The 23520-nt window shown below is 62.9% G+C and carries 20 protein-coding genes; 5 read left to right on the forward strand and 15 right to left on the reverse strand.

The features are described 5' to 3' along the window. The first annotated feature begins 155 nt into the window (after positions 1-155). A complete protein-coding gene (locus A0O30_RS08640) occupies positions 156-803 on the forward strand; it encodes a HEPN domain-containing protein (protein WP_105946195.1) in 648 nt (215 codons plus the stop codon). Positions 804-877: 74 nt separating this feature from the next. Here A0O30_RS08640 and A0O30_RS08645 read toward each other — a convergent pair whose 3' ends face one another. After that, positions 878-3271 (reverse strand): TonB-dependent siderophore receptor, encoded by a 2394-nt coding sequence (locus tag A0O30_RS08645; RefSeq protein ID WP_105946196.1) that lies wholly within the window; start codon positions 3269-3271, stop codon positions 878-880. Positions 3272-3359: 88 nt separating this feature from the next. After that, the gene (locus A0O30_RS08650) at positions 3360-4895 is read right to left on the reverse strand and encodes an MFS transporter (protein WP_105946197.1); all 1536 of its coding nucleotides are present in this window, start codon (positions 4893-4895) and stop codon (positions 3360-3362) included. Between the two features lie 126 nt (positions 4896-5021). On the opposite strand from A0O30_RS08650, the gene A0O30_RS08655 reads away from it, so the two are divergent. Next, positions 5022-5891, forward strand: a complete 870-nt coding sequence (locus A0O30_RS08655; RefSeq protein WP_105946198.1) for a LysR family transcriptional regulator — start codon at positions 5022-5024, stop codon at positions 5889-5891. Positions 5892-5898: 7 nt separating this feature from the next. On the opposite strand, the gene A0O30_RS08660 is transcribed toward A0O30_RS08655, so the two are convergent. From A0O30_RS08660 to A0O30_RS08680, 4 genes are all read right to left on the reverse strand, one after another. Further along, positions 5899-6939 carry a YhcG family protein gene (locus A0O30_RS08660; protein ID WP_105946199.1) on the reverse strand — a complete coding sequence of 347 codons (1041 nt, stop codon included), beginning with the start codon at positions 6937-6939 and terminating at the stop codon, positions 5899-5901. A gap of 144 nt (positions 6940-7083) precedes the next feature. Continuing rightward, complete coding sequence (gabP, locus tag A0O30_RS08665; RefSeq protein ID WP_105946200.1) at positions 7084-8475, reverse strand: GABA permease; 1392 nt, start codon at positions 8473-8475, stop codon at positions 7084-7086. 382 nt (positions 8476-8857) lie between these two features. Next, positions 8858-10201: an MFS transporter gene (locus tag A0O30_RS08670; protein ID WP_105946201.1), complete on the reverse strand. Its 1344-nt coding sequence runs from the start codon at positions 10199-10201 to the stop codon at positions 8858-8860. A gap of 182 nt (positions 10202-10383) precedes the next feature. After that, entirely contained in the window at positions 10384-11328 is a 945-nt protein-coding gene (locus A0O30_RS08680; protein WP_105946202.1) for a 2-hydroxyacid dehydrogenase, read from the reverse strand. Between the two features lie 99 nt (positions 11329-11427). Here A0O30_RS08680 and A0O30_RS08685 point away from each other — a divergent pair, with 99 nt between their 5' ends. Next, positions 11428-12315 carry a LysR substrate-binding domain-containing protein gene (locus tag A0O30_RS08685; protein WP_105946203.1) on the forward strand — a complete coding sequence of 296 codons (888 nt, stop codon included), beginning with the start codon at positions 11428-11430 and terminating at the stop codon, positions 12313-12315. A 109-nt stretch (positions 12316-12424) separates the two neighbouring features. On the opposite strand, the gene gudD is transcribed toward A0O30_RS08685, so the two are convergent. Next, the gene (gene gudD / locus A0O30_RS08690) at positions 12425-13780 is read right to left on the reverse strand and encodes a glucarate dehydratase (RefSeq protein ID WP_105946204.1); all 1356 of its coding nucleotides are present in this window, start codon (positions 13778-13780) and stop codon (positions 12425-12427) included. Positions 13781-13799: 19 nt separating this feature from the next. Further along, positions 13800-15152 carry an MFS transporter gene (locus A0O30_RS08695; RefSeq protein WP_105946205.1) on the reverse strand — a complete coding sequence of 451 codons (1353 nt, stop codon included), beginning with the start codon at positions 15150-15152 and terminating at the stop codon, positions 13800-13802. Between the two features lie 261 nt (positions 15153-15413). Here A0O30_RS08695 and A0O30_RS08705 point away from each other — a divergent pair, with 261 nt between their 5' ends. After that, entirely contained in the window at positions 15414-16115 is a 702-nt protein-coding gene (locus A0O30_RS08705; RefSeq protein ID WP_105946207.1) for a FadR/GntR family transcriptional regulator, read from the forward strand. A 173-nt stretch (positions 16116-16288) separates the two neighbouring features. Here A0O30_RS08705 and A0O30_RS08710 read toward each other — a convergent pair whose 3' ends face one another. The 7 genes from A0O30_RS08710 to A0O30_RS08740 all read right to left on the reverse strand — a co-directional run bounded on the left by A0O30_RS08710 (position 16289) and on the right by A0O30_RS08740 (position 22638). Next, entirely contained in the window at positions 16289-17050 is a 762-nt protein-coding gene (locus A0O30_RS08710; protein WP_105946208.1) for an ABC transporter ATP-binding protein, read from the reverse strand. After that, positions 17047-18108: an iron ABC transporter permease gene (locus tag A0O30_RS08715; RefSeq protein WP_105946209.1), complete on the reverse strand. Its 1062-nt coding sequence runs from the start codon at positions 18106-18108 to the stop codon at positions 17047-17049. Before A0O30_RS08715 ends, A0O30_RS08710 begins: the two co-directional genes overlap by 4 nt. Beyond that, positions 18105-19220, reverse strand: coding sequence for an ABC transporter substrate-binding protein (locus A0O30_RS08720; protein ID WP_105946210.1), 1116 nt, complete (start codon positions 19218-19220; stop codon positions 18105-18107). The genes A0O30_RS08715 and A0O30_RS08720 overlap by 4 nt, the downstream gene beginning before the upstream one ends. Positions 19221-19344: 124 nt before the next feature. After that, complete coding sequence (locus A0O30_RS08725; RefSeq protein ID WP_105946211.1) at positions 19345-20355, reverse strand: NAD(P)-dependent alcohol dehydrogenase; 1011 nt, start codon at positions 20353-20355, stop codon at positions 19345-19347. Between the two features lie 159 nt (positions 20356-20514). Then, positions 20515-21105, reverse strand: a complete 591-nt coding sequence (locus A0O30_RS08730; protein ID WP_105946212.1) for an HAD family hydrolase — start codon at positions 21103-21105, stop codon at positions 20515-20517. Further along, the gene (tesB, locus tag A0O30_RS08735) at positions 21102-21971 is read right to left on the reverse strand and encodes an acyl-CoA thioesterase II (RefSeq protein ID WP_105946213.1); all 870 of its coding nucleotides are present in this window, start codon (positions 21969-21971) and stop codon (positions 21102-21104) included. Before tesB ends, A0O30_RS08730 begins: the two co-directional genes overlap by 4 nt. A 97-nt stretch (positions 21972-22068) precedes the next feature. Continuing rightward, positions 22069-22638, reverse strand: coding sequence for a GNAT family N-acetyltransferase (locus A0O30_RS08740; RefSeq protein WP_019097494.1), 570 nt, complete (start codon positions 22636-22638; stop codon positions 22069-22071). Between the two features lie 180 nt (positions 22639-22818). Between A0O30_RS08740 and A0O30_RS08745 the strand changes: the two genes are divergently transcribed. After that, positions 22819-23505: a histidine phosphatase family protein gene (locus tag A0O30_RS08745; protein WP_105946214.1), complete on the forward strand. Its 687-nt coding sequence runs from the start codon at positions 22819-22821 to the stop codon at positions 23503-23505. Positions 23506-23520 lie beyond the last annotated feature (15 nt).

Consider the following 23520-nt stretch of genomic DNA (forward strand, 5'->3'; position numbering starts at 1 on the left):
GTTGGCTGTTCATACAGGTAAACAATTGGAGCAGGTTGGAGCGCCCGGATCAGACAGGTTTCCCCACCGGCTACCAGCAGCTTCAATACCTGTAAAGTTTTCAGACACACGCTACCACTTTACGGATCGTTCACCACCTCAAGGATCAGCCCTTCATGGACCATCAAGCACTCAAGGCCCGTCACCGCCAGGAACGTGAAGGCCATCACCCCAACCTCGCCTTGCGCGTTCATCGCGCACTGAGTTGGCTGAACCGTGCAGAGCAGGCAGATGATGTCGATGGGCGCTTCGTGTTTCTGTGGATTGCATTCAACTCTGCTTATGCGACAGACATCGATGAAGCGTTCCGCCTTTCCGAGCAGTCCACATTCAAGGCTTTTCTCGACAAACTCTGTGCATTGGACAAACAGAACCTGATCGAGAACCTGGTGTGGTCCGAGTTCTCGGGCAGTATTCGGGTGTTGCTGAACAACCCCTACGTGTTCCAGAGTTTCTGGGACCACCAGAACGGCAAGATCACCGAGCAGCAGTGGACCGAACGCCTTGCCAGCGGCCAGCGCACGGCACAACAAGCACTGGCCAACCGCAACACCGCTGGCGTGCTGGGCGTGCTGTTCAATCGAATCTATACCCTGCGCAACCAGATCATGCATGGCGGCGCCACCTGGAACAGTAGCGTCAACCGGGACCAACTGCGGGACTGTGCCAACCTGCTCGGCAAGTTAGTGCCGGTGATTATTCTACTGATGCTGGATAACCCAGATACCTTGTGGGGGGATGCTTGCTATCCGGTTGTGGCTTAGGTTGACGGGGGATCTACCGCGCCTACGCCCTCCAGGCAGGCTCAAATCCCCCTCCAGATTCAGAGAGCCCAGCCTTACCAGCTATAACTCACCTTGGCCGTAACCTCCCGCCCCGGGTTGTAGTAGTTCGCCGTCCCCGACCCCACCACATGCTGCTCGTCAAACAGGTTGCTCACATTCAGCGCAAGGTCTGTCCCCTTGGCAATCTTGTAGTTCAGCGCCGCGTCAAACAGCGTGGTGCCGTCGCTTTTCTTGGTGTTGGCAGCATCCATGTAATAGCCACCTACGTACCGAGCACCCAGACCAACGCTCACATCCGTGTTGGCAATGTCGTAGTAGCTCCACAGCGAAGCCGTATGCTTCGGCGCCACGGTGAATTCCTTGCCCTTGAGCGAAGTACCGTCATACAGCGCACCGCGCAGCACCTCCGTTTCCATGTAGGAATAGGCACCGATCAGGCTGAGGTTTTGCGTAACTTGTGCCTTGGCTTCCAGGTCCAGGCCACGTGCACGTGACTCTCCCACCGTCTGCTGCTCGATGATGCCGCTCGGCAGCACGACGGCGATGGTGACGTTTTCCTGGGTCAGGTCATAAACGGCAGCAGAGAACAACGCATCCATACCCAGTGGCGAGTACTTCACACCCACTTCGTACTGCCTGCCGGTCTGCGGCGTTACGCCAACCTGCGGAGGCGAAACCGATTCCACCATGCTCACGTAAGTGGAAACTTCATCGTTGACGATGTACGTCAGCGCGCCACGGTAGGACGTTTCAGAGAAGTTGTCGCTTTGCTTGTTCACCCCGCCGACGTACTCGGTGCTGGACAGGTCCATGGAGTCATTACGCACACCCGCTGTTGCGATCAGGCGGTCATAGAAGGACAGGTTCTGCTGCAGGAACACGGCCTTGGTGGTGGCGTCGTTCTTCTTGCGGGTATAGGGCGTAACGCCGCCCGGCACGCCGGTGAATACCGGGTTGGCGATATCGATGGAGGGCGCCAGGCTGTAGACGGAGCTCTGTTTGGTGGTCGAGTCGAGGTATTCCACACCCACCAGGGTGCTGCTGTCGATGTGCTCGAACTGGGCATCGTATTGCAGCATCAGGTTGCCGTTGAGCTGGTCGGCATCGCTGTCAGTTCCGAATACATAGCGCGGTATGGTGGTACCCACCCGTGAAGCGCTGTCGCTCAGGTAGACATAGCCAAAGTCATCGCTCAACTCGCTGTAGCGCAGGTTACTGCGCAGCGTAAAGCCGTTGTCGAAGTCGTGGGTGATGTTGCCGCTGAGGCTGGTGCGCTCGACATCGTGGAAGTTGTAGCCGGGCTCGCCGTAGAAGTCGCTGCGGTCGTATTCCTTGTCCAGTGGGTAGCCACCGCTGTTTGGCGAGCTGTTGGTCTTCAGGTAGTCGAGGATCACCGTGGCCGAGGTGAAGTCGGTAGGTGCCCAGGTCAGGCCACCCATCACGAAGCGGTTGTCGTCCTGCGAATGGTCGTACTCGCGGTCGCTGTTCTGCATCTTGGCAGTGAAGCGGCCCGCCAGCGTTTGTTCGTCGTTCAGCGCATCGCCTACATCGATACCGGTCTCGGCATGGTCATAGGAGCCATAGGTCACGTAACCCTGGCCAAACTTTTCGAAGCGCGGCTGCTTGGTCACGAAGTTCAACGAGCCACCCGGGTCTGCCGGGCCGAACAGGGTGGAGTTGGCGCCTCGCAGAATTTCGATGCGCTCGTATGCGTAAGGGTCTTCGCGCACACCCCGCATCGAGCTCAAGGTCAGGCCGTCACGGTACGTAGTGGCCTGAAAGCCGCGGATCTGGAAGTAGTCGTTGCGGTCGTCCGAGCCGTAGAAGTCGCTGACCACGCCAGGGGTGTATTGCAGCGCCTCTTCCGTGGTGCTCACACTGCGCTGCTGCATTTCCTTGTTGGTGACCACAGACACGGAAGCTGGTGTGTTGAGGATGCTGGTCGCTACCTTGCCACCTACCCAAAGCTCCTTGGCAACCACCGAGTTGATGTCGTCATCGGCACTGGCCTTGACCCTGGAGTTGATGATGATGGGCGCCAGGCGGTAGTCCTCGGTCGCACCCAGCTCCAGCGGGCCGGCAGGTTTTGGCTGCGGCACCACCAGATAGGCACCCGGGCCTTGCTGCTCAGCCTGAAGCTCGGTCCCCTGCAACAACGACGAGAGTGCAGCCGAGGTGCCCAGCGTACCCTGCACGCCCGCCGTGTTGCGGTTGGCGATGCTCTGTGCATCGTAGGACAGGCTGATACCAGCCTGGCGCGCAAAGTGGTCAAGCGCCGGCGCCAGCGGGCCGCCTGGAATGCTCCATTGCTGGACTTGGTTGTTGTGCTCAGCGTTTGCAGCTTGCGCAAGCGCAGGCAACGCAGCGCTGCTGACAACCAGGCCCAGGAAAGCAGCGTGCACGGCACGGCTCAAAGGATGGCGCTGTGAAACCGGGGTAGAACTCATTCTCTCGCTCCGTAGGGGGTCGGCGGGGCGGCCTGTAATCCGGCCTTATCTACAGGCCGGACGAGAATGAGAAATCACCTCATTTATTTTACGACGCTATCAGCACGTCCTGCCGGGTGGGCAGCGGGCGGTTCAGCAGCACGCCAACCAACACCGCAAACAACAGCGCGGCAACACCCGCAACCTGCAACACGGCCTGAAAACCACCCATGAAGGCCTGCCGCGCAACGGGAGCTACTGCGTCACGTAAACCCGGGTCGAGCAACGCCAGCGCCGCCTGCAAGTCCCCTGCGGCAACCCGCGCGGCCATCGCAGCAACCTGGCCCGATTGCGCGGGCGCTACAACAGCCATGGATGCGTGCAGCAACTGCCCGCTGCGCGTAGCCAGCACACCGCCGAGCACGCCAATGGCCAGCACGATCGCGCCAAACCGAATGGTGGTACTCAACCCCGAGGCCATGCCGGTTCGCTCACGCGGCACACACGCCATGATGTTCTTCTGTGTATCGCCATTCAGCAGGCCGGCACCCGCGCCCAGCACCAGGCTGGCCAGGGCGAATGCGCCATAGCCGCCGTGGCGCGTGGCCCAGGCACACAGCAGGTTACCCGTGCCCACCAGCACCAGGCCCAGTGAAAATATTTGCGCCGGGCTCATGTGGGCAGCCAGGCGCATACCCAAGCGCGGCGTCAGCAGCATGGCGATGGCGAATGGCAACATGCCTGCGCCAGCCGCCAAGGGTGACAGTTGCAAGCCGCTCTGCAAGTAAAGCGGCAGCAGGGTCATCATTACCTGGGCGCAGGCTGCGTAGGCGAACATGCCCAGCAAGGCGCCAACGAAACGCCCGCTACGCATCAGCTGCAGGTCGATCATCGGCCGCGTCTGGCTGCGCTCCACCATGATGAACAGGCCGAACAGGAAGGCACTGATCACCAGTCGACCGAGGGTTTGCGCGCTGCTCCAGCCCACCTGGTTGGCATCGATCATCGCCCAGATCAGGTAGCCCAGGCTGCCGGCGAAGGTCAGGCTGCCCCAAGGGTCGAGCCGCGCGGCGGCGCTGTCGCGAGACTCCTCGACACTGCGCAAGACCATCACCGCCAGCAATGCCACCAACGGCAGGTTGATGTAGAAGATCCAGCGCCAGCCCAAGGTGCTGGCAATCACGCCACCCAGCAGCGGCGCCAGGGTGATGGTGGCGCCCATGCAGGCCCCCCAGAAGGCCCAGGCACGCATGCGTTCCTGGGGTTCATGAAAGCGGTTGCCGATCGCCGCCAGGGCCGAGGTAAGCAGCAACGCGGCACCAATCCCCTTGGCGGCCCTGGCCAGGTCGAGGAACAGCAGGTTGGGCGCCGCACCGCAGGCCAGCGAAGCGATGCCGAACAGGGCCAGGCCAAGCAGCAGCATGCGCCGCCGGCCGAAGCGGTCGGCCAGGCTGCCGGCGGGCAGCAGGCAGGCGGCGAAGGCCAGCAAATAGGCACTGACCACCCACTCGATATCGGCGAACGAGCCGGACAGGTCACGGGCGATACTGGGCAGGCTGACGGCGACAATGTTGGTGTCGAGGATGATCAACGCACAGACCAGGGAGGCAGTGAGCAGGGTAAAGCGTGCAGAGGGGGCAGGCATGGCAGGCTCCAGATGCGGGCTGGTCGCCGCAGCGCCAGCCTTGTAGTGTTGGCCTCACCATAACGCCGCCAACCCCAGGCCTTGTTAGCCCAGGCGGCCTGCGTCATTACCCTGTAGGTAACACCCATGGAAATCCGCCATTTCCGCTATTTTCTCTGCGTTGCCCGCCACGGCCATTTCACCCGGGCCGCCGAGCAACTGGGCATCGCCCCGCCTACCCTCAGCCGGCAGATCCAGGACATGGAGCGCGAGCTGGGCGTGCGCCTGTTCGAACGCAACCAGCGCGAGGTCAACCTGACCGCTGCCGGCCAGGCCTTGTTGATCGAGGCCGAGCACGCCGTGCGCCAGTTCGACGCCGCACAACTGGGCGCACAACGGGCCGCCCGTGGTGAAAGCGGGCGCATCGAACTGGGCTATGTGGCTTCAGCCGCCTACTCTGGCATGCTCCAGCAGCAAGTCGCCCGCTACAGCGAAACCTGCCCCGGCGTGCGCCTGAACATCCGCGAACTGCCCATGGCCGAATTGCCCGGCATGGTTCGCGATGGCCTGCTCGACCTGGCCTATGTGCGCTCGCCAATGGAGCTGCCGGAAGAGCTTGATGCCATCGCGTTGCATCAGGAAGGCTTTGTTCTCGCCCTGCCCGCCAGCTCACGCATCAACGAAGTGCCGCAAGTTCCGGCCGCGCGCCTGGCCAATGAAACCTTCATCTTGCCGGAGCAGATTTCCGGCACGCTGGAGGTGGCGGCACAGGGTGGGTTTGTTCCCCGGCTTGGTCCGCAGCCCGGCAGCCTGGTGGCGGTGATTACGCTGGTATCGCTCGGGCAAGGTATCGCAGTGGTCCCGGAGTCGGTGGTGCAGCGTATCAACCTGCCACAGGTGAACTACCGGCGTATCGTCGATTGCCAAGCCAGCTCTTGGCTCAGCCTGCTTCACAGGCGTTTCGAAAAAGCACCGGCGGTGAAGCGCTACGTGGAAGGCGTGAAATGCGGTGCATGACCGATGCTCAGGCGTCCTCTTGCGCGGTAGCGCCCAAGGCATAGAACTCATGCAGTTTGGCTTGCAGCAGCGCCTTGTCCGGCAGGCGCGTTTGATACTCTGCAATCAATGCAGGAGACAAACTGCGATTCAGCGCGTACTCGACCACCTCGTCGTCCCTGCTGGCGCATAGCAACACGCCGATGGCGGGGTTTTCATGAGGCTTGCGCTCGTTGCGATCCAGTGCCTCCAGATAGAAATCGAGCTTGCCAAGGTACTCAGGTTCGAAGCGGCCAACTTTCAGCTCGATCGCTACCAGGCAGTTGAGGCCGCGATGGAAGAACAGCAAATCCAGCGCGAAGTCCCGGCCGCCGACCTGAAGCGGGTATTGAGACCCAACGAAGCAGAAATCCCGGCCCAGCTCGATCAGGAACTGTTTCAGTCGGTCCATCAATGCGCAATGCAGATCTGACTCGGCATGCGTTGCTGGAAGTGCAAGGAACTCCACAACGTAAGCATCACGAAAAACGTCCATGGCCGCCGGGTAGTTCTGCTTCAGCTGAGTGGAGACTTTGGCCGGCTGCGTAACGCTACGCTCAAACAAGGACGTTTTCAGCTGACGCTCCAGTTCGCGCTTTGACCACCTCTCCTGAATCGCCATCCGCACATAGAACTCACGCTCATCTGCGCGTTTGCATTGGCTGAGAATGATGTGATTGAGCGTCCAGGGCAATTGTCTCACCAGTGGTGAGACTTTTTGATCGTCGCGGTAAACCTCATAAAATCGACGCATCCTGAACAGATTGGGACGGGTAAACCCTCGCAGTCCCGGCTGAGTCAGCGCCAGATATGCCGCCAGCTGGTTGACCACCGAATCCCCCCACTCGGCGCGCTCCAGCTTGCGACTGATGTGAGCCCCTACCTGCCAGTACAATTCGATCAACTGCGTGTTGACCGCCTGCACCGCACGTTGCCTCGCGTCCCTGATTAACCCGAGCACTTCCTCGAACCGGTCATCCTTGACCGAAGGAAGGGCCGTCGACGCTTGGGATTGTTGTTCTGCGCTCATGCCTCGACTCCCTTTATGAATTCGACAGGAAGTCTACGCCTGGTAAGCCGCCTCCCAACCGCTGGCGGCACCAAACAAGTGTTTCAAAAAAACAAAGGGCACCCATCCACAGGTGCCCTTTGCCCTACCGCCAGGTGAACTCAATCACCCCATCGAACGCGCCCCCACCGGTTGCGCATGGCCGCGCGAAGTCACGATCCCCAGGAAGGAAATCACGATCGCCAGGCCCAATGTGGAACTCACTTCCGCCCGGTGCTCGGGCGTGTACATCATCACCGCCAGCGCCCCGGCGATGAAGATGATCACCGCCCAGGTCAGGTACGGGAACAGCCACATACGGAACTTCAGCTCGGTGTTCTCCCGCTCCAGGCGGCGGCGCATGCGCAGCTGCGAGATGGCGATGACCATGTACACCAGCAGGGCGATGGCGCCAGAGCTGGCCAGCAGGAACTCGAACACGCCCTTCGGCGCGAAGTAGTTGAGGATGGCGATGGCCGCGCCGATCAGGGTACTGCCAAACACTGCAGCACGCGGCACGCCAACCCTGGAGGTCTTGTTGAGGAAGGCCGGGGCATCACCGCGCTTGGCCAGCGAGTACATCATCCGCGAAGCAATGTAGATTGACGAGTTCATGCAGCTGGTCACGGCCACCAGCACCACCAGGTCGACCATGAACGCCGCATTGGGGATGTTCATGATTTCCAGCGCACGCTGGTACGAGCCCACCACGGCCAGTTGCGGGTCGTTCCATGGGACCACCGAGATGATCACGAAGATCGACAGGATGTAGAACGTGCTGATACGCCAGATCACCGAGCGGGTGGCCTTGGCGATGTTGCGCGACGGGTCGCTGGACTCGGACGCGGCGATGGTCACCGCCTCGGTGCCGATGAAGCTGAACATCACGGTAATGAACGCGCCCACCACGGCCGACCAGCCCTTCGGCGTAAAGCCGCCGTGCTCGGCCATCAGGCTGCTCAGGCCGCTGACCTCGCGGTTAGGCAGCCAGCCCATCAGCGCGGCAAAGCCCAGGCCGATGAAACCCAGAATCGCCGTTACCTTGAGAATGGCGAACCAGAACTCGAACTCACCGTACTTGGCCACGCTGAACAGGTTGGTGCCGGCCAGCAGCAGTACCGAGGCCAGGGCGAAGATCCAGCTGTCCACCTGGGGGAACCAGGCGTTCAACACATGCCCGGCGGCCAGCGCTTCGATAGGGATCACCAACACCCAGAACCACCAGTACAACCAGCCGATGGTGTAGCCGGCCCAACGGCCGATGGCCTGGTCGGCATAGGTGGAAAACGACCCGGTGTCAGGGTGTGCCACGGCCATTTCGCCGAGCATGCGCATAACCAGAACCACCAGGGTCCCGGCCACGAAATAGGAAATTATGGTAGCTGGCCCGGCCGCCGCGATGGCATGGCCAGAGCCTACGAAAAGTCCGGCGCCGATGATGCCGGCGATGGACAGCATCGTTACATGACGTGGCTTGAAACCTTGTGCAAGGTTGCCATCAGATCCCACGGTGTTCATTGATGTTGTTCTCTTTTTGCTGACACAAGGATGGACGGGCAGGCGTAGGCGAAAATATCTCCTTTCAAATCAATAAGTCGACAGGTTGCTCGCGCGCTGTTGTTGATCTTTGGCACGCATCACAGAGCAAGGTGTCATTGCGGTTCGGGCTTCATTTAAGCCCCGTAAGGCTGTGGGAAATTACACGAGAACGCCCCGGAACTGTTCGATCACGACAGGGCAATTCCATTCACGCCAGATGTCGCGAATGGCATGCCCGATCGCGCCATCGGGCCGTCTGAAGCTTTTGTTTTTCATTTGAATGTGCCACTTGGTCTGGCCACGCTTGAGCACCCACAAAAAAGCCCCGGTCTCCCGGGGCCTCTGTTGCCAAGGCGTCTGCCTACGCCTGCCCGGTGCGCTCGAAGCGTCGGGCCAGCAACAGGTAAGCGAGGATCCCCAGCACGCCATGGGCGGCCACGAACCAGAGTGCGTTATGGAACGAGCCGGTGCTGGCCACCACATAACCGATCACCAGCGGGGTGACGATACCGGCAACGTTGCCGATGCCATTGAACACACCGCCGCACAGGCCAACCATCTTCTTCGGCGCCACATCCGACAGCACCGCCCAACCTACCGCTGCCAGGCCCTTGCCGAAGAAGGCCAAGGTCATCATGGCAATCACCGCCGCGTTGCTATCCATGTAGTTGGCCAGCACCAGGCTGGTGGACAGTGCCATGCCGATGATGAACGGGGTCTTGCGCGCCCTGGAGGGATGCACGCCACGGCGGATCAGCCAATCGGACACGAACCCGCCAAGGATGCCACCCGTGAAGCCACAGATGGCCGGCAACGCAGCCACCCAGCCTGCCTCCATGATGGTCATGCCACGGCCCTTGATCAGGTAGATCGGGAACCAGGTGATGAAGAAGTAGGTCAGCGCCGTGATGCAGTACTGGCCCAGGTACACCGCCCACAGGTTGCGGCTGGTGAACAGTTGCATCACTTCGGCACGGGTCGGTTTGCTTTGGGTCGCCTTGCGTTCCTTTTCCAGGTCGACCAGGGCGCCGCCTTCACGCATGTAGTCCAGCTCTTCACGGGTCAAGCCTGGCGCGCTGTGCGGTTCGTGGTACAGGCGGAACCACACCACGCTCAGTACCAGCCCCAACACCCCCATCCAGATGAACACCTGCTCCCAACTCAGCGTATGGGTCATCCACGCCATCAGCGGGGCAAACACCACCACAGCCATGTACTGCGCCGAGTTGAACAGCGCCGAGGCGGTTCCACGCTCACGGGTGGGAAACCAGCAACTGACGATGCGCGAGTTGGCCGGGAACGCCGGCGACTCCACCAGGCCCAGCATGAAGCGCATGGAAAACAGCGCGACCGCAGCGGACACACCGGCCAACCCCATCCAGCCGACAGTCCCTTGCAGCAGCGTGAACAGCGACCAGAGGATCAGGCTGATGCCATACACGCGGCGGGCACCGAAGCGGTCGAGCAACCAGCCCCCGGGCACCTGGCCCAGGGCGTAGGCCCAGGCGAACGCGGAAAAGATCATGCCTAGCATGACCGGGTCCAGGCCGAGGTCCTTGAGCACCTCGGTGCCGGTGATCGACAAGGTGGCGCGGTCGGCGTAGTTGATGACGGTGATGACGAAGATCAGCGCCAGGACCAGGAAGCGATGGCGACCGACCCCGGCCACGGCCTGCGGTGCGGCGACGGCGGATTTGCTGTTCATGTGGACCCTCTTGCTTCTCGATGGAAGCGATTGTTCTTGTGAAGAGAAGGTGTGGCCCTTGGGCCTTTTGTTGCTTGTACTGGCCTCTTCGCGGGCATGCCCGCTCCCACAAGGGACCTCACAGGTCTCAAGGCATGCGCTGTACCTGTGGGAGCGGGCGTGCCCGCGAAGAGGCCCTTGAGCTAAACCACCCGATTCGGCGGTAACTCACCCCGGAAGCAGGCCTCCAGATTGCTTAAAACCATGCCCCCCATCTCCAACCGGGTCTGCAACGTGGCACTGCCCCGATGCGGCTGAAGGCTGACCTGGTTGAGGTCCCGCAAGGCCGGCGGCACTTGCGGCTCATCGACGAACACGTCCAGCCCGGCGCCGGCGATACGCTGCTCGCGCAATGCCTCGACCAGCGCGTCTTCATCCACCAACTTGCCGCGCGCCACGTTGATCAGGTAACCATTCGGCCCCAGTGCCTCCAGCACCTCGGCCGTTACCAACACCTGCCCACCATCGGCAGCAGCGGCGACCACCAGCACGTCCACCGAACGCGCCAGCTCGACCAGGTCAGCCTCATAGCGGTAACCCGCATCCGGCTGTTCACGCCGCCCGTTGTAGGCAATGCGCATGTCGAATGCCGCCGCACGCCGGGCAATCGCCTTGCCCACCTGGCCAAGCCCGACAATGCCCAGGTCGATACCGCTGGCCCGCCGCGCCAGCGGCAGCTCGACCGTGCCCCACAAGCCATCGCGCACCAGCCGTTCGCCCTCGCCCATACGGCGCAAGGTGTTGATGATCAGGCCCATCGCCAGGTCAGCCACGTCGGCGGTGAGTACACCCGGTGTTGTGGTGACATGGATGCCGCGGCTGGCAGCATGGCGAAGGTCCACGGCGTCGGTACCGATGCCGCTGATGGCGATGATCTCCAGCGCGGGCAGCTGATCCATCAGCGCATTGGACAGCCCTTTGGCACCGCCAGTTACAACACCGCGAATGCGTGGGCCAACGTCGTTGATCAGCTGTTGCGGGTCACGTTGTTGATACAGGCGATGCACCTGATAAGCGCTGACCAGTTGGGCATCGATGGCCTCGGGGACTGGCTGGGTCAGCAGCACTTCGATGGCGTTTTCGTTCATGTTGAGCATCCGGCAGTTCGAAGACATGACTCGATGCTAGGCCTGCAATTGATACAGGTCTAATATAGATACTGGATCGAATAATTCAGGAATTGAATCATGGAGCTGCACCAGTTGCGCTGCTTCGTGGCCGTTGCCGAAGAGCTGCATTTCGGCCGTGCCGCCACCCGCCTGCACATGACCCAGCCACCCTTGAGCCGGCAGATACAACTGCTGGAACATTCCCTGGGTGTACTGCTGCTTGAGCGTAACAACCGCCAGGCGCGGCTGACCCTGGCGGGCCAGAGCTTTCTTGAAGACGCCCGGCGCATCCTGCAAATCGCCGACTCGGCCAGCCACTCGGCACGGCGCATCGCCCATGGCGAGGCAGGCCGGCTGACCCTGGGCTTCACGGCGGTGGGGGCCTACAGCATGATCCCGCGCTTGCTGGTGCATGCCGGGCAGACGTTGCCGGATATCGAACTGGTGCTCAGCGAACGGGTTTCCAGTACCCAGGTGCACGACCTGGAAGCCGGCCTGATCGATGTCGGCCTGGTGCGCCAGGTGCTGCCCAGTGCGCGCGTGGAGTACCTGCCGATTCACCGCGAACCCTTCGTCGCCGCCCTGCCCGCCGGGCATGCGCTGGCACCGCGTGAGCGGATCAGGCCAAGCGATTTCGATGAGCAGCCTTTCGTGATGTACAGCGCCAACGAAGGACGCTACTTCCATGACCGCATCGCCAACCTGTTTGCGCGGCATGAAGTGCAGCCGAAGTACCTGCACCAGCTGGGGCAGACGCATTCTATTCTGGGCCTGGTCAATGTGGGGTTGGGGTGCGCAGTGGTGCCTGCCTCGGCGCAGGCGTTGCGCCTGGAGCAGGTGGTGTTCAGGCCGCTGGTGGGGATGGAGCAGCAGGCGGAGATATTTTTGGCGTACTGCCGGGATAACCCCAACCCGGTGCTAGGGGCATTTGTAGAGATGGCACGGGCTTTCTTTGAAGCAGGATAAAAGGTGATGGCCTCTTCGCGGGCAAGCCCGCTCCCACAGGTACTGCGCCAGGCCTCAGGCCTGCATCGATCCTGTGGGAGCGGGCTTGCCCGCGAAGAGGCCGGCAGCTTTAACGCACCAGGCAAGGCCGCTTGTTATCGAAGCTCCACCCCGGAATCAGGAACTGCATCGCCACGCTGTCATCCCGCGCGCCCAGGCCCATGTTGCGGTAGCACTCATGCGCTTTGGCCAGCTGATCCTCATCCAGCTCCACCCCCAGCCCCGGACGTGCCGGTACCCGCACATGCCCGTCGACGATGCGCAGCGGCTCGCGGGTCAGGCGCTGGCCATCCTGCCAGATCCAGTGCGTGTCGATCGCGGTGATCTCACCCGGCGCCGCAGCCGCCACCTGAGTGAACATCGCCAGCGAAATGTCGAAGTGGTTGTTCGAATGCGAACCCCAGGTCAGCCCCCAGTCATTGCACATCTGCGCCACCCGTACCGAACCCTGCAAGGTCCAGAAGTGCGGGTCGGCCAGCGGGATGTCCACCGACTGCAACTGGATTGCATGGCCCATCTGCCGCCAGTCGGTGGCGATCATGTTGGTGGCGGTCGGCAAGCCGGTGGCGCGGCGGAACTCGGCCATCACCTCACGGCCCGAGTAACCGTTCTCGGCACCGCACGGGTCTTCGGCGTAGGCCAGCACATCGTGCTTGTCGCGGCACAGGGCAATGGCTTCCTTCAACGACCAGGCACCGTTCGGGTCAAGGGTGATACGGGCTTCGGGGAAGCGCTCGGCCAGGGCCGTTACCGCCTCCATCTCTTCCTCTCCCCGCAGTACACCGCCCTTGAGCTTGAAGTCACTGAAGCCATAACGCGCCTTGGCGGCCTCGGCCAGGCGCACCACTGCTTCCGGGGTCAGGGCCTTTTCGTGGCGCACGCGGAACCAGTCATCCTCGGCATCGGCCTCGTTGCGGTAGGCCAAGTCGGTCTGCTGGCGGTCGCCGATGTAGAACAGGTAACCCAGCATCTTCACGGCATCGCGTTGCTGCCCTTCACCCAGCAATGCCGCCATCGGCACGTTGAGGTGCTGACCGAGCAGGTCGAGCAGCGCCGATTCGATGGCCGTTACCGCATGCACGGTAATGCGCAGGTCGAAGGTTTGCAGGCCGCGCCCCGCCGAGTCGCGGTTGGCGAAGGTCTGGCGCATGGCATTGAGCACGCGCTGGAAATGGCCGATCGGCTGGCCGACCACCAGGGTGCGGGCGTCTTCCAGGGTTTGCCGAATTTTTTCCCCACCCGGCACTTCACCCAGCCCGGTGTTGCCAGCGCTGTCGCGCAGCACCACTACGTTGCGGGTAAAGAACGGGCCATGGGCGCCACTGAGGTTGAGCAGCATGCTGTCGTGGCCAGCCACGGGGATCACGCGCAGGTCGGTGACCACCGGGGTGCTGGAGTGAACGGCGGGATTGGTCTGCATATTCATGGTTGTTGTCTCGCAGTCATCAGTGGGTCTGGCCCAGGGCCGAACGGGCCTTGAGGTCGTCAGAAGGGGCGCCCTTTGGGCGAGTGCGTACAAAGAAGATGGCAATGGCCGCCAGCACCGAAGTTACCGCCAGGCCATACAGCCCGCCCTGGATCGAGCCGGTCTGCTGCTCCAGAAAACCGAAGGTGGTAGGGGCGACGAAGCCACCAAGGTTGCCGACCGAGTTGATCAGGGCGATCACGGCCGCCGCGATGCGGGCGTCCAGGTAACCCTGTGGAATCGGCCAGAACAGTGACGACGCCGACTTGAAACCGATGGCGGCGAAGCACACGGCCACGAAGGCAAACACCGGCCCGCCGGTGGTGGACATGAACATGCCAATGGCAGCGACCACCAGCGCCCCGGCCACCCACGCCTGCTGGAACTTCCAACGCGCAGAGCCGGCCGCGAAGGCATACATGGCCAGGATCGAGATCAGCCACGGGATCGAGTTGAAGAAGCCGACCTGCAAGTCGCTGAGGTCACCCATGCGCTTGATGATGCTCGGCAACCAGAAGGTGGCAGCGTAGATGGTCAGCTGGATGCAGAAGTAGATGAGGCAGAACAGGACAATCTGGCGGTCCTTCAGCAGGCTCCAGGCCGAGGGTTTGACCGCCCCCACCGCTTCGCGCTCTCGCTGTTCGCGGTCGATGGTAGCTACGAGCGCGTCTTGCTCGGCAGGGCTCAGCCACTTGGCATCCTGCGGTTTGGAGTCCAGCCAGAAGAACACGAAGAAGCACAGCACCACCGAGGCCATGCCTTCGATGAACAGCATCCACTGCCAACCGTGCATGCCCAGGCCCTGAATCTGCATCAGCGCACCGGCCAGCGGCCCGGAAATCAGCGAGGCCAGCGCAGAGCCGCTGAGGAAGATGGCAATTGCCTTGCCGCGCTCTGCACCTGGCAGCCAGCGGGTGAAGTAGTAGATCACACCGGGGAAGAAGCCCGCTTCGGCAACACCCAGCAAAAAGCGCAGCACGTAGAACTGGGTTTCGTTCTGCACAAAGGCCATGGCCGTGGCCACCAGCCCCCAGGTGAACATGATGCGGGTCAGCCAGAGCCGCGCCCCCACCTTCTGCAGCAACATGTTCGAAGGCACTTCGAACAAGGCGTAGCCAATGAAGAACAGGCCGGCACCAAAACCATAAGCTGCGGCACTGATGCCGAGGTCGCTTTCCAGGTGCGGGCGGATGAAACCGATATTGACGCGGTCGAGGTAGTTGACGATGAACATGATGACGAACAGCGGCAGGACGTGGCGCTTGACCTTGGCCACGGCACTGGCCAACGCGTCGCCTTCAGTCCGGGCAGACGGAGCGAGGGTGTCGTTCACTTGTGAATCTCCCACTAATTGTTTTTGTGCGGGTCGGGGTTGTCTGACATGGCAGTGGGGATGAGCATATGCCCAGCGAAGTTGTACGACAAGATCAACAAAATCGACAAATACGCAAAATACAAGCTGTCACAATGCCAATTTGCTGCGATCTTGCAAAAACTGATTGGCTACGCGTGGGATTGGCAACAGGAAAAAACGGCAAAAAATATTTTTATGGTTTAACTTGTCGTACAAGCACAACAAGAAGTGGCTCACACCATGGAACCCGAACACTCGCACAAACGCGGCCATAGCCGCGCCCATGACCTGGTCTCCAGCCTGACCCAACAGATTTTGTTGGGCACCTTCAGGCCTGGGGACAAATTGCCCTCGGAGAACACCCTGGTGCGCGAGCATGGCGTCAGCCGAACGGTGGTGCGTGAAGCCTTGTCGAAATTGCAGGCCTCGGGGCTGGTGGAGCCGCGCCACGGTATCGGTACCTTCGTGATGGAGCGCCAGCCACAAGCGGGGCTGCGCATCGGCGCGGAGAGCGCAGCCAATGTGCGCGACCTGCTGGAACTGCGCATTGGCCTGGAAGGCCAGGCCGCTGCTCTGGCCGCACTGCGTCGTGACGAGGGGCACCTGGCTCGCATGCGCCAGGCACTGGATGACTACCAGGACCTGGCGGCGGCCGGCGACAGCTGCATCGAGGCGGACCGGCGCTTCCACCTGCTGATTGCCGAGGCCACCGGTAACCTGTACTTCACCGAGATGCTGCTGCAACTGGGCAACAGCCTGATCCCGCGCAACCGCATGGCGCTGGCCGAACGCGGCGGGGCGAAGCTGGCACGGCAGGCTTACCTGGCGAACCTGGAGCATGAAGCCGTGCTCAATGCCATCCGCCGACAAGACCCGGATGCAGCGCGGGCGGCGATCTGCCTGCACCTGTCCAACAGCCGTGACCGGTTGCTGCCGGACTGACAAACAGCGCAATGTTCTCAGACCTGATGCGATCGTTGTGGGAGCGGCCTTGCGTCGCGAAAGGGGCGCGCAGCGGCCCCAGAATTTCAGCCATCCTGCAAGATCGCCGGGGCTGCTGCGCAGCCCTTTCGCGACGCAAGGCCGCTCCCACAATGACCGCGTCAACTTGAAAGTCAGGCCAACGCCCGGTCCACCAACACCTGCAAGCGCCCCTGCGAGCAACACTCCACCCGCGCCTCCACGCCATACACCTCAGCCAGCAACCCCGGCTGCAGCACATTCCCAGGCGCCCCACAGGCCACCACCCTGCCCTCACGCAACACCACCAGCCAGTCGGCATGACTCGCCGCGAGGTTGATGTCGTGCAACACCGCCACCGCCAACAACCGGTGCGCCTGCACCCGCTCGCGCACTGCCCCCATCACCCGCAACTGATAATGCAGGTCCAGCGCACTGGTCGGCTCGTCCAGCAACAGCACCTGCGGATTGCGCGCCATCAGTTGCGCCAGCGCCACCAACTGCCGCTGCCCGCCAGACAGGCTGTCCAGCGAGCGCTCGGCCAGCCCTTCGATACCCAACTGGCGCAACGCCTCGTAGGCGCTGCCCAGCAGGTCGTCGCTACCGCTCACGCGCAAGGCCGCCACAATGCTTTCCAGCACACCCAAGGCAATGCCGGGCGGCAATTGCTGAGGCATGTAGGCCAAGCGCCGCGAGCGCTCGGCAAAACCCAGCCGTGTCACGTCCTGCCCGTCCAGGCTCAAGCCGCCGCGCATCCGCTCCAGCCCTGCCAAAGCACGCAGCAGCGTGGACTTGCCCGCGCCATTGGGCCCGACCAGCGCCACCAGGCTACCGGCCGGCAGCGCCGGCAGGCTCACCCCATGCAATATCTGCCGCGCGCCGTAGGCCACCGATACACCCTCGATCAACAGGCTCACAACCTTCTCCCCCGGCGGAAAACCAACACCACGAACACCGGCACACCGACCAGAGCGGTCACGATGCCCACCGGCACGATCACTCCCGGCAAGATCGCCTTGCTGGCCAGCGACGACAGCGACAGCATCAACGCCCCCACCAACGCACTGGCCGGCAGCAGGAAGCGCTGGTCCTCGCCGACCAGCAAGCGGGCGATATGCGGCCCGACCAGGCCAACGAATCCGATGGTGCCGACAAACGCCACGGCCGTCGCCGACAACAGGCTGATGCGCAACAGCGATGCAAAACGCAGGCGCCGGGTGTCCACGCCGAAGCTGCGTGCGCGGTCCTCCCCCATGCGCAGCAAGGTCATCGCTGGCGCCGCCCTTAGCGAGAACGGCAGCAATAACACCAGCACAAATGCCAGGATACCGAGCTTCTGCCAGTCGGCCCGGGCCAGGCTGCCCAGGGTCCAGAACACCAGTTGCTGCAACACGTCCTCGGTGGCCAGCAGTTGTAGCAGCGAGACCAGCGCGTTGCAGCTGAACACCAGGGCGATGCCGAACAGCACCAGGCTTTCCACGCCCGCACCGCGCAAGCGGGACATGGCTTGCAGCAACACCACTGACAGGCAAGCGAAGGCGAACGCCATCACCGTCACCTGCGCGCTGGGTGCCAGCCAGGCGATGCCCAGCGGGTAGGCAATCGCCAGCGAGGCCCCCAGCGCCGCAGACGACGACACCCCCAGGGTAAACGGGCTGGCTAACGGGTTGTCGAGGATCGCCTGCATCTCGGCACCGGCAAGGGCCAAGGCTGCCCCCACCAACACCGCCATCAGCGAGTACGGCAGGCGCACGTTCCAGATGATCACTCGCTCGGTGGCGCTCAACGTCGCCGGGTCGAACATGCCATGCAGCAATTGCCCCAGGCCCATGCCCGAGGCACCACTGGCCAGGTCGGCCAGCACCGAGAACAGCAGCAACAGCGCCAGCGTGAACACCAGCAAGGCCCGCCGCCAGAGCAGGCGGCGGTAATGCCAGGCCGCGAGCGCCGCGCCTTCCTGGGCCAACGCCGTCACTTGGCGTCGACCCAGTACTGGCCATCCAGGCCTACCTTGAGCAGGCGATTGATTTCACCCAGGGTCGCTTGCGGGTCCACGTCCTTGAAGCGTTCCGGGTGTACCCAGCGGGCCATGGCTTCGACCGCCAGGATATTGAACGGCGAGTTGTAGAAGTCATGCCACAGGCCATGCGCCTGGCCCGCCTGTATCGGCCGCAGCGGGGCGAACTCGGGGCGGTCGGTAATCTTCGCCAGGCTCTGCCGTGCAGTGTCGATGGGGACACCGGCACCCAGCAGCACACCCGGCGCGCGGTTGCCGGTGGCGATGTACACGTCCGGGTCGGCCTGTAACACGTACTCGACACTGACATCGCCCAGCGCACCAGGCACCACGTCGGCACCAATGTTATGCCCACCCACGGCTTCGACCACGCTGCCCAGGCCGCTCTTGCCGGTGGTGTGCCCCGGCGCCTGCCATACGCCGGCCAGCAGTTCGAGGAACACCTTGGGCCGCTCGCTTTCCTTGATCCCCGCCACGCCGTCAGTCACCCGCTTCAGGTGGCGGTCGTAAAGGCCAAGGTACTCCTGCGCCTGCTGTTCACGCCCAAGCAAGGTACCCAACGCCTCCATGCTGACTCGGGTATTGCGGATCGGGTGTACGCGGAAGTCGATGAACAGCACCGGCACACCGGCCTTTTCCAGCAGGTCGGCCACCGGGCTGTGCTGGGTCGGGCCTTCGCCGGCGATGCTGAAGATTGCCAGGTCAGGCTTGAGCGCCAGGATCTGCTCAGCGCTCACGCTCTGCTCGGAGGCCTGGCCAATCAGCGGCAGCTTGGCCACCTGCGGGTATTTTTGCGCGTACACCTCGTAGGTGTGCGGGTCGAGCAGGCGCATGTCGTTCTGCCAGCCGACCACCCGCTGGAACGGGTTGTCACGGTCGAGCAAGGCAAGGGCAAAAAACAGCCGGCCTTCGCCGAGCACGATGCGCTGCGGTGCGTGATCGACTTCGACCTTGCGCCCAAGTACGTCGGTCACTTGCACGGCACTGGCGGGTTGGGTAAAGCCGAGGCAGGACGCCAACAGCAACAAGGCAGGCAGCACACGCCGCCAGAAACGGGGGAGCAAACACATCGGGGTATCCTCTTGAAGAGAATCAATTGCAACAGAGCGGGGCATTCTAGCCAGCCGCCCTGTGCTGCCGATGTGCGCGAATGTAGTGGCTTGTAGCGTGGCCGTTACATCCGGCCGGCTCACCTCACCAGGTCAGGCAAATCTTGCCGAAATGCCGGTTGCTTTCCTGGTAACGGAACGCCTCGACGATCTGCTCCAGCTCGAAGTGCTTGTCCACCACTGGCCGCAGCCCGTTGGCATCAATTGCCCGCACCATCGCCTGTTGCTGCGCGCGGCTGCCCACCAACACACCTTGCAGGCGGATTTGCCGCACGAGGGCCTGCACCAGCGGCAACTGCCCCGCCACCCCGGTCAGGATGCCGATCAGCGACACATGCCCACCAATGCGAGCAGCAATCATCGATTGCTCCAGCGTCGCCGGGCCGCCGACTTCGATCACATGGTCGACACCACGGTTGTCGGTGAGCTCGCGAACCTTCTCACCCCACGCCGGGGTGTTCTTGTAGTTGATCAGGTGATCGGCGCCCAACGCCTTCAGGCGCTCCAGCTTGGCGTCGCTGGACGAGGTGGCGATTACCGTGGCGCCGGCCAGCTTGGCGAACTGCAGGGCGAAGATCGACACGCCACCCGTGCCCTGTACCAGCACCGTGTCGCCTGGCTTGAGGTGGTCATCGCTCATCAACGCACGCCAGGCGGTAAGGCCGGCTGTAGTCAGCGTAGCCGCCTCGGCGTGGCTGAAGCCCTTGGGCGCCAGGGTGAACGCGGTAGCGCGGGCAGTGACCTGTTCACGGGCATAACCATCGATGCCGTCGCCGGGCACTCTGGCAAAGCCTTCGACATTGGCCTGGCCGTCGAGCCAGTCGGGGAAAAAGGTGCTGACCACGTGGTCGCCAACCTGGAACTCGGTGAAACCAGCCCCCACTGCGACCACTTCGCCGGCGCCATCGGCCATGGGGATGCGCCGCTCGCTCGGGCCCCACATGCCGCTGACCACGGCGAAGTCGTGGTAGTTGAGGGAGCTGGCGTGCAGGCGCACGGTGATCTCGCCGGCCTGGGGCGCGGCAGCCTCGCTGGTGCCGACCTCGACCTTGTCGTAGCCGCCGCCGGGTTGTACGTAGATGGCTTTGCTGGTCATGGGTGGGTCTCCGTATCAGGGGAAAGAGTGGGGTTCAGCATAGACAGGTCCGGCCCTATCGCCGCCAGCTCCCACAGGTATTGCGCACATCTCGGATCCTGTGGTCTCCCTGTGGGAGCTGGCTTGCCGGCGATAGGGCCCGAACAGGCAACACAACAATCAGCCCAGCATCACCTTCAGTGCCCGGCAATCGGCAGCATGCCAATCCACCAGCTCTGGCCATGGGTTATCCGGCAAGTTCACCAGCACTGTCCGCGCCCCAGCCGCGCGCCCGCAGTCCAGGTCGAACCGGTAATCCCCCACCATCACCAGCTCACTCGGCGCCACGCCCCAGGCACTGGCAATCTTCAGCAACCCATCCGGGCTCGGCTTGGGTGCGGCCTCGTCACGTCCCAGAATGTGCTCCACCGGGAAGCAGTCCGCCAGGCCGATGGCCTCCAGCGTCACATGCGCCAGCTCACGTGCATTGCGGGTGAGAATACCCAGCCGGCAACCACGCTCGGCCAGCTCACGCACCAGCTCCACCGCTCCGGTGGCCGCCGTGGAAGCAAGCGCCAGGTCGCGCTCGTGCTCCAGCAACCAGGCATGCTTGGCTGCAGCTACGTCTGCCGGTAAGGCTGCCAGATGGGTAAGGATGTCATCCTCGGCCGGGATGTCCAACGCCACACGAATGGCGGCAAAGTCATGCACGGCCACTGTCAGGGTGCCGTCCATGTCGAACACCCAGTTGCGTACCTCGCCCAGGCTCATGCCCAGTCCTTACGGTGGCGAATCAAGCCTTCCTGGCTCGACGATGCCACCAGTTGCCCGGCCTGGTTGAAGATGCTGCCACGGCAGAAACCGCGGGAATTACCGGCCCATGGGCTGTCGGTGGCGTACAGCAGCCACTCGTCGGCACGCAGGTTGCCATGGAACCACAGCGAATGGTCGAGGCTGGCGATCTGCATGTCGCGCTGCCACACCGATTTGCCATGCGGTAACAGCGAAGTGGTCAGCAGACCAAAATCCGAGGCGTAGGCCAGCATGTATTTGTGCAGGGCAGGTACGTCGGGCAGGTTGCCGTCGGCGCGGAACCAGGCGTACTTCACCGGGTCGCCAGGCTTGGGGTTGAACGGGTCGCGCTCGGTGACAGGGCGAATTTCGATCGGCTTGGCGCACAGCACCTTGTCGCGAATGCGCTCTGGCAACTGGTCGGCCATGGCGCGGGCCAGCTCCACCTCGGTGGGCAGGTTTTCCGGGCCGACCACCTCTGGCATCTGCGCCTGGTGCTCGAAACCTTCTTCGTCGTACTGGAACGACGCGCTGCAGGTGAAGATGGTCTGGCCCTTCTGAATCGCCGTCACCCGCCGGGTGCTGAAGCTGCCGCCATCGCGCACGCGGTCCACCGAGTACACCACCGGCAGGCTGGCATCGCCCGGGCGCAGGAAGTAGCCGTGTAACGAATGCACATGGCGAGCGTCCTCGACCGTCTGGCTGGCCGCCGACAAGGACTGGCCCAGCACTTGCCCACCGTACAGCTGGCGGAAGCCCAGGTCCTGGCTACGTCCACGGAACAGGTTCTCCTCGATGGCTTCGAGGCTCAACAGGTCGACCAGGTCGTCCAACACATGACTCATTGGGGGTTCTCCTCGCAAGGCAACACGTCTCTACAGCGCTCTTTGATAAGGGCAAATGATACAGGGTTTGTCATTCGCGCCGGGCATGGCCGTGCATTCAGGCACGCAGGGTCTTTTCCCAGTGTGCGCGGTCGATGCGGTACAGCACATGCGGGCGCAGCGGGTGGCCCTCGGGCAGGCGGGGGTGTTCGAAGCTGCCGTTCAGGTCCTGCTGCATGCCAATGGCCTGCATCACCTTCTGCGACGGCAGGTTGCTCTCGCTAGTGAACGACACCACCTCTTCCAGGCGCAATTGGGCGAAAGCACAACGCAGGCAGGTCCACGCCGCCTCGCTGGCGAAACCCAGGCCCCAGTGCCGCCGTGCCAGGCGCCAGCCAATTTCCACAGCCGGCGCAAAATCGGCATCGAAGCCGACATGCAACAAGCCGGTCATGCCGATGAACGCACCGCTGTCCTTGCGCTCCAGCGCCCATAAACCAAAACCGTACTCGTTGAAGTGCCCACGCACGCGGCCAATCAGTGCAGCCGCTTCAAGGCGTGTCAGCGGCGCCGGGAAGTAGCGCATTACCTGGGGGTCTGCACACAGCGCGGCGAACTCGCGCAGGTCGTCGTCATGCCATTGGCGCAGCACCAGCCGTGCGCTTTCCAGTTCAAGAATGGGGGTCATCGGGCCTGCTCCGGTTTTGCCGTGTTGCAGTTTACAGCGTAGGCGCGGGCGCAGGTTTCACCCAGCCGTCATCAGCCGAATGCAATTTTCACATGCCCTTCACTGCCTCCCGACAGGGCGCTTGGCAGGATGCCGCCATCACTGCCGCACCAGGCGCGGCCATGCCAATTGGAGCAACGCATGCTATCGAGCAATACCCTGGGGCACCCTGCCATCCACGCCCGGCGCAAGCGACGCCTGTCCCGCAAAGCCCTCGGTGCCGCCCTTGGCCTGTGCATGGTCGTGGCGGCGTTGACCACCTGGCTGGCGACGAGGACGCACATCGTGGACCTTGGCAACGAGCAACAACTGAGTGACAGCGGCCTGCTGCAGGATTGGGCCGATGGCGCAGTGATCGTGATGATCCGCCACGCCGAACGCTGCGACAGCGCGCCCGGCCCCTGCCTGGACGACCCCACCGGCATCACCGTGGCCGGCAGCCAGGCCGCTGGCCGCGTTGGCCAAGGGCTGCACCAGTTGGGCCTGGACAATGCCGACCTGCTCAGCAGCCCTAAACTGCGTACCCGGCAAACCGCGCACTTCATCCTCGGCCAGGCGGTGGCCAGCGAAGACTGGCTGGAAGGTTGCGACAAGCAATTCGCCAGTGAGGCATTGGCCCATAAACGGCCCGGACATAACCTGGTGCTGGTGACCCACAACGGCTGCATCGACCATTTCGCCCGCCAGCAGAACGTTGTGGGTGGCGAGCGTGAAAGCGGCTATGCCAGCGCCCTGTTCGTGTCGGTGGATGGCAACGGCAAGACGCGTATCCTCGGGCGCCTGAACGAGCCGGACTGGCAACGCGTATTGGCCAGCGCCGCCCGCTAGCATTCACCTGTTCTG

It is taken from the genome of Pseudomonas sp. LLC-1 (genome assembly GCF_002992185.1).
GTDB lineage: Bacteria > Pseudomonadota > Gammaproteobacteria > Pseudomonadales > Pseudomonadaceae > Aquipseudomonas > Aquipseudomonas monteilii.

Coding starts and splice junctions, on each gene's coding strand:
- tesB (WP_105946213.1), bottom strand. CDS start 21,971: ATGAGTCATGTGTTGGACGACCTGGTCGACCTGTTGAGCCTCGAAGCC.
- A0O30_RS08685 (WP_105946203.1), top strand. CDS start 11,428: ATGGAGCTGCACCAGTTGCGCTGCTTCGTGGCCGTTGCCGAAGAGCTG.
- A0O30_RS08650 (WP_105946197.1), bottom strand. CDS start 4,895: ATGCCTGCCCCCTCTGCACGCTTTACCCTGCTCACTGCCTCCCTGGTC.
- A0O30_RS08720 (WP_105946210.1), bottom strand. CDS start 19,220: ATGTGTTTGCTCCCCCGTTTCTGGCGGCGTGTGCTGCCTGCCTTGTTG.
- A0O30_RS08655 (WP_105946198.1), top strand. CDS start 5,022: ATGGAAATCCGCCATTTCCGCTATTTTCTCTGCGTTGCCCGCCACGGC.
- gabP (WP_105946200.1), bottom strand. CDS start 8,475: ATGAACACCGTGGGATCTGATGGCAACCTTGCACAAGGTTTCAAGCCA.
- A0O30_RS08645 (WP_105946196.1), bottom strand. CDS start 3,271: ATGAGTTCTACCCCGGTTTCACAGCGCCATCCTTTGAGCCGTGCCGTG.
- A0O30_RS08670 (WP_105946201.1), bottom strand. CDS start 10,201: ATGAACAGCAAATCCGCCGTCGCCGCACCGCAGGCCGTGGCCGGGGTC.
- A0O30_RS08730 (WP_105946212.1), bottom strand. CDS start 21,105: ATGAGCCTGGGCGAGGTACGCAACTGGGTGTTCGACATGGACGGCACC.
- A0O30_RS08660 (WP_105946199.1), bottom strand. CDS start 6,939: ATGAGCGCAGAACAACAATCCCAAGCGTCGACGGCCCTTCCTTCGGTC.
- A0O30_RS08705 (WP_105946207.1), top strand. CDS start 15,414: ATGGAACCCGAACACTCGCACAAACGCGGCCATAGCCGCGCCCATGAC.
- A0O30_RS08640 (WP_105946195.1), top strand. CDS start 156: ATGGACCATCAAGCACTCAAGGCCCGTCACCGCCAGGAACGTGAAGGC.
- A0O30_RS08680 (WP_105946202.1), bottom strand. CDS start 11,328: ATGAACGAAAACGCCATCGAAGTGCTGCTGACCCAGCCAGTCCCCGAG.
- A0O30_RS08745 (WP_105946214.1), top strand. CDS start 22,819: ATGCTATCGAGCAATACCCTGGGGCACCCTGCCATCCACGCCCGGCGC.
- A0O30_RS08725 (WP_105946211.1), bottom strand. CDS start 20,355: ATGACCAGCAAAGCCATCTACGTACAACCCGGCGGCGGCTACGACAAG.
- gudD (WP_105946204.1), bottom strand. CDS start 13,780: ATGAATATGCAGACCAATCCCGCCGTTCACTCCAGCACCCCGGTGGTC.
- A0O30_RS08740 (WP_019097494.1), bottom strand. CDS start 22,638: ATGACCCCCATTCTTGAACTGGAAAGCGCACGGCTGGTGCTGCGCCAA.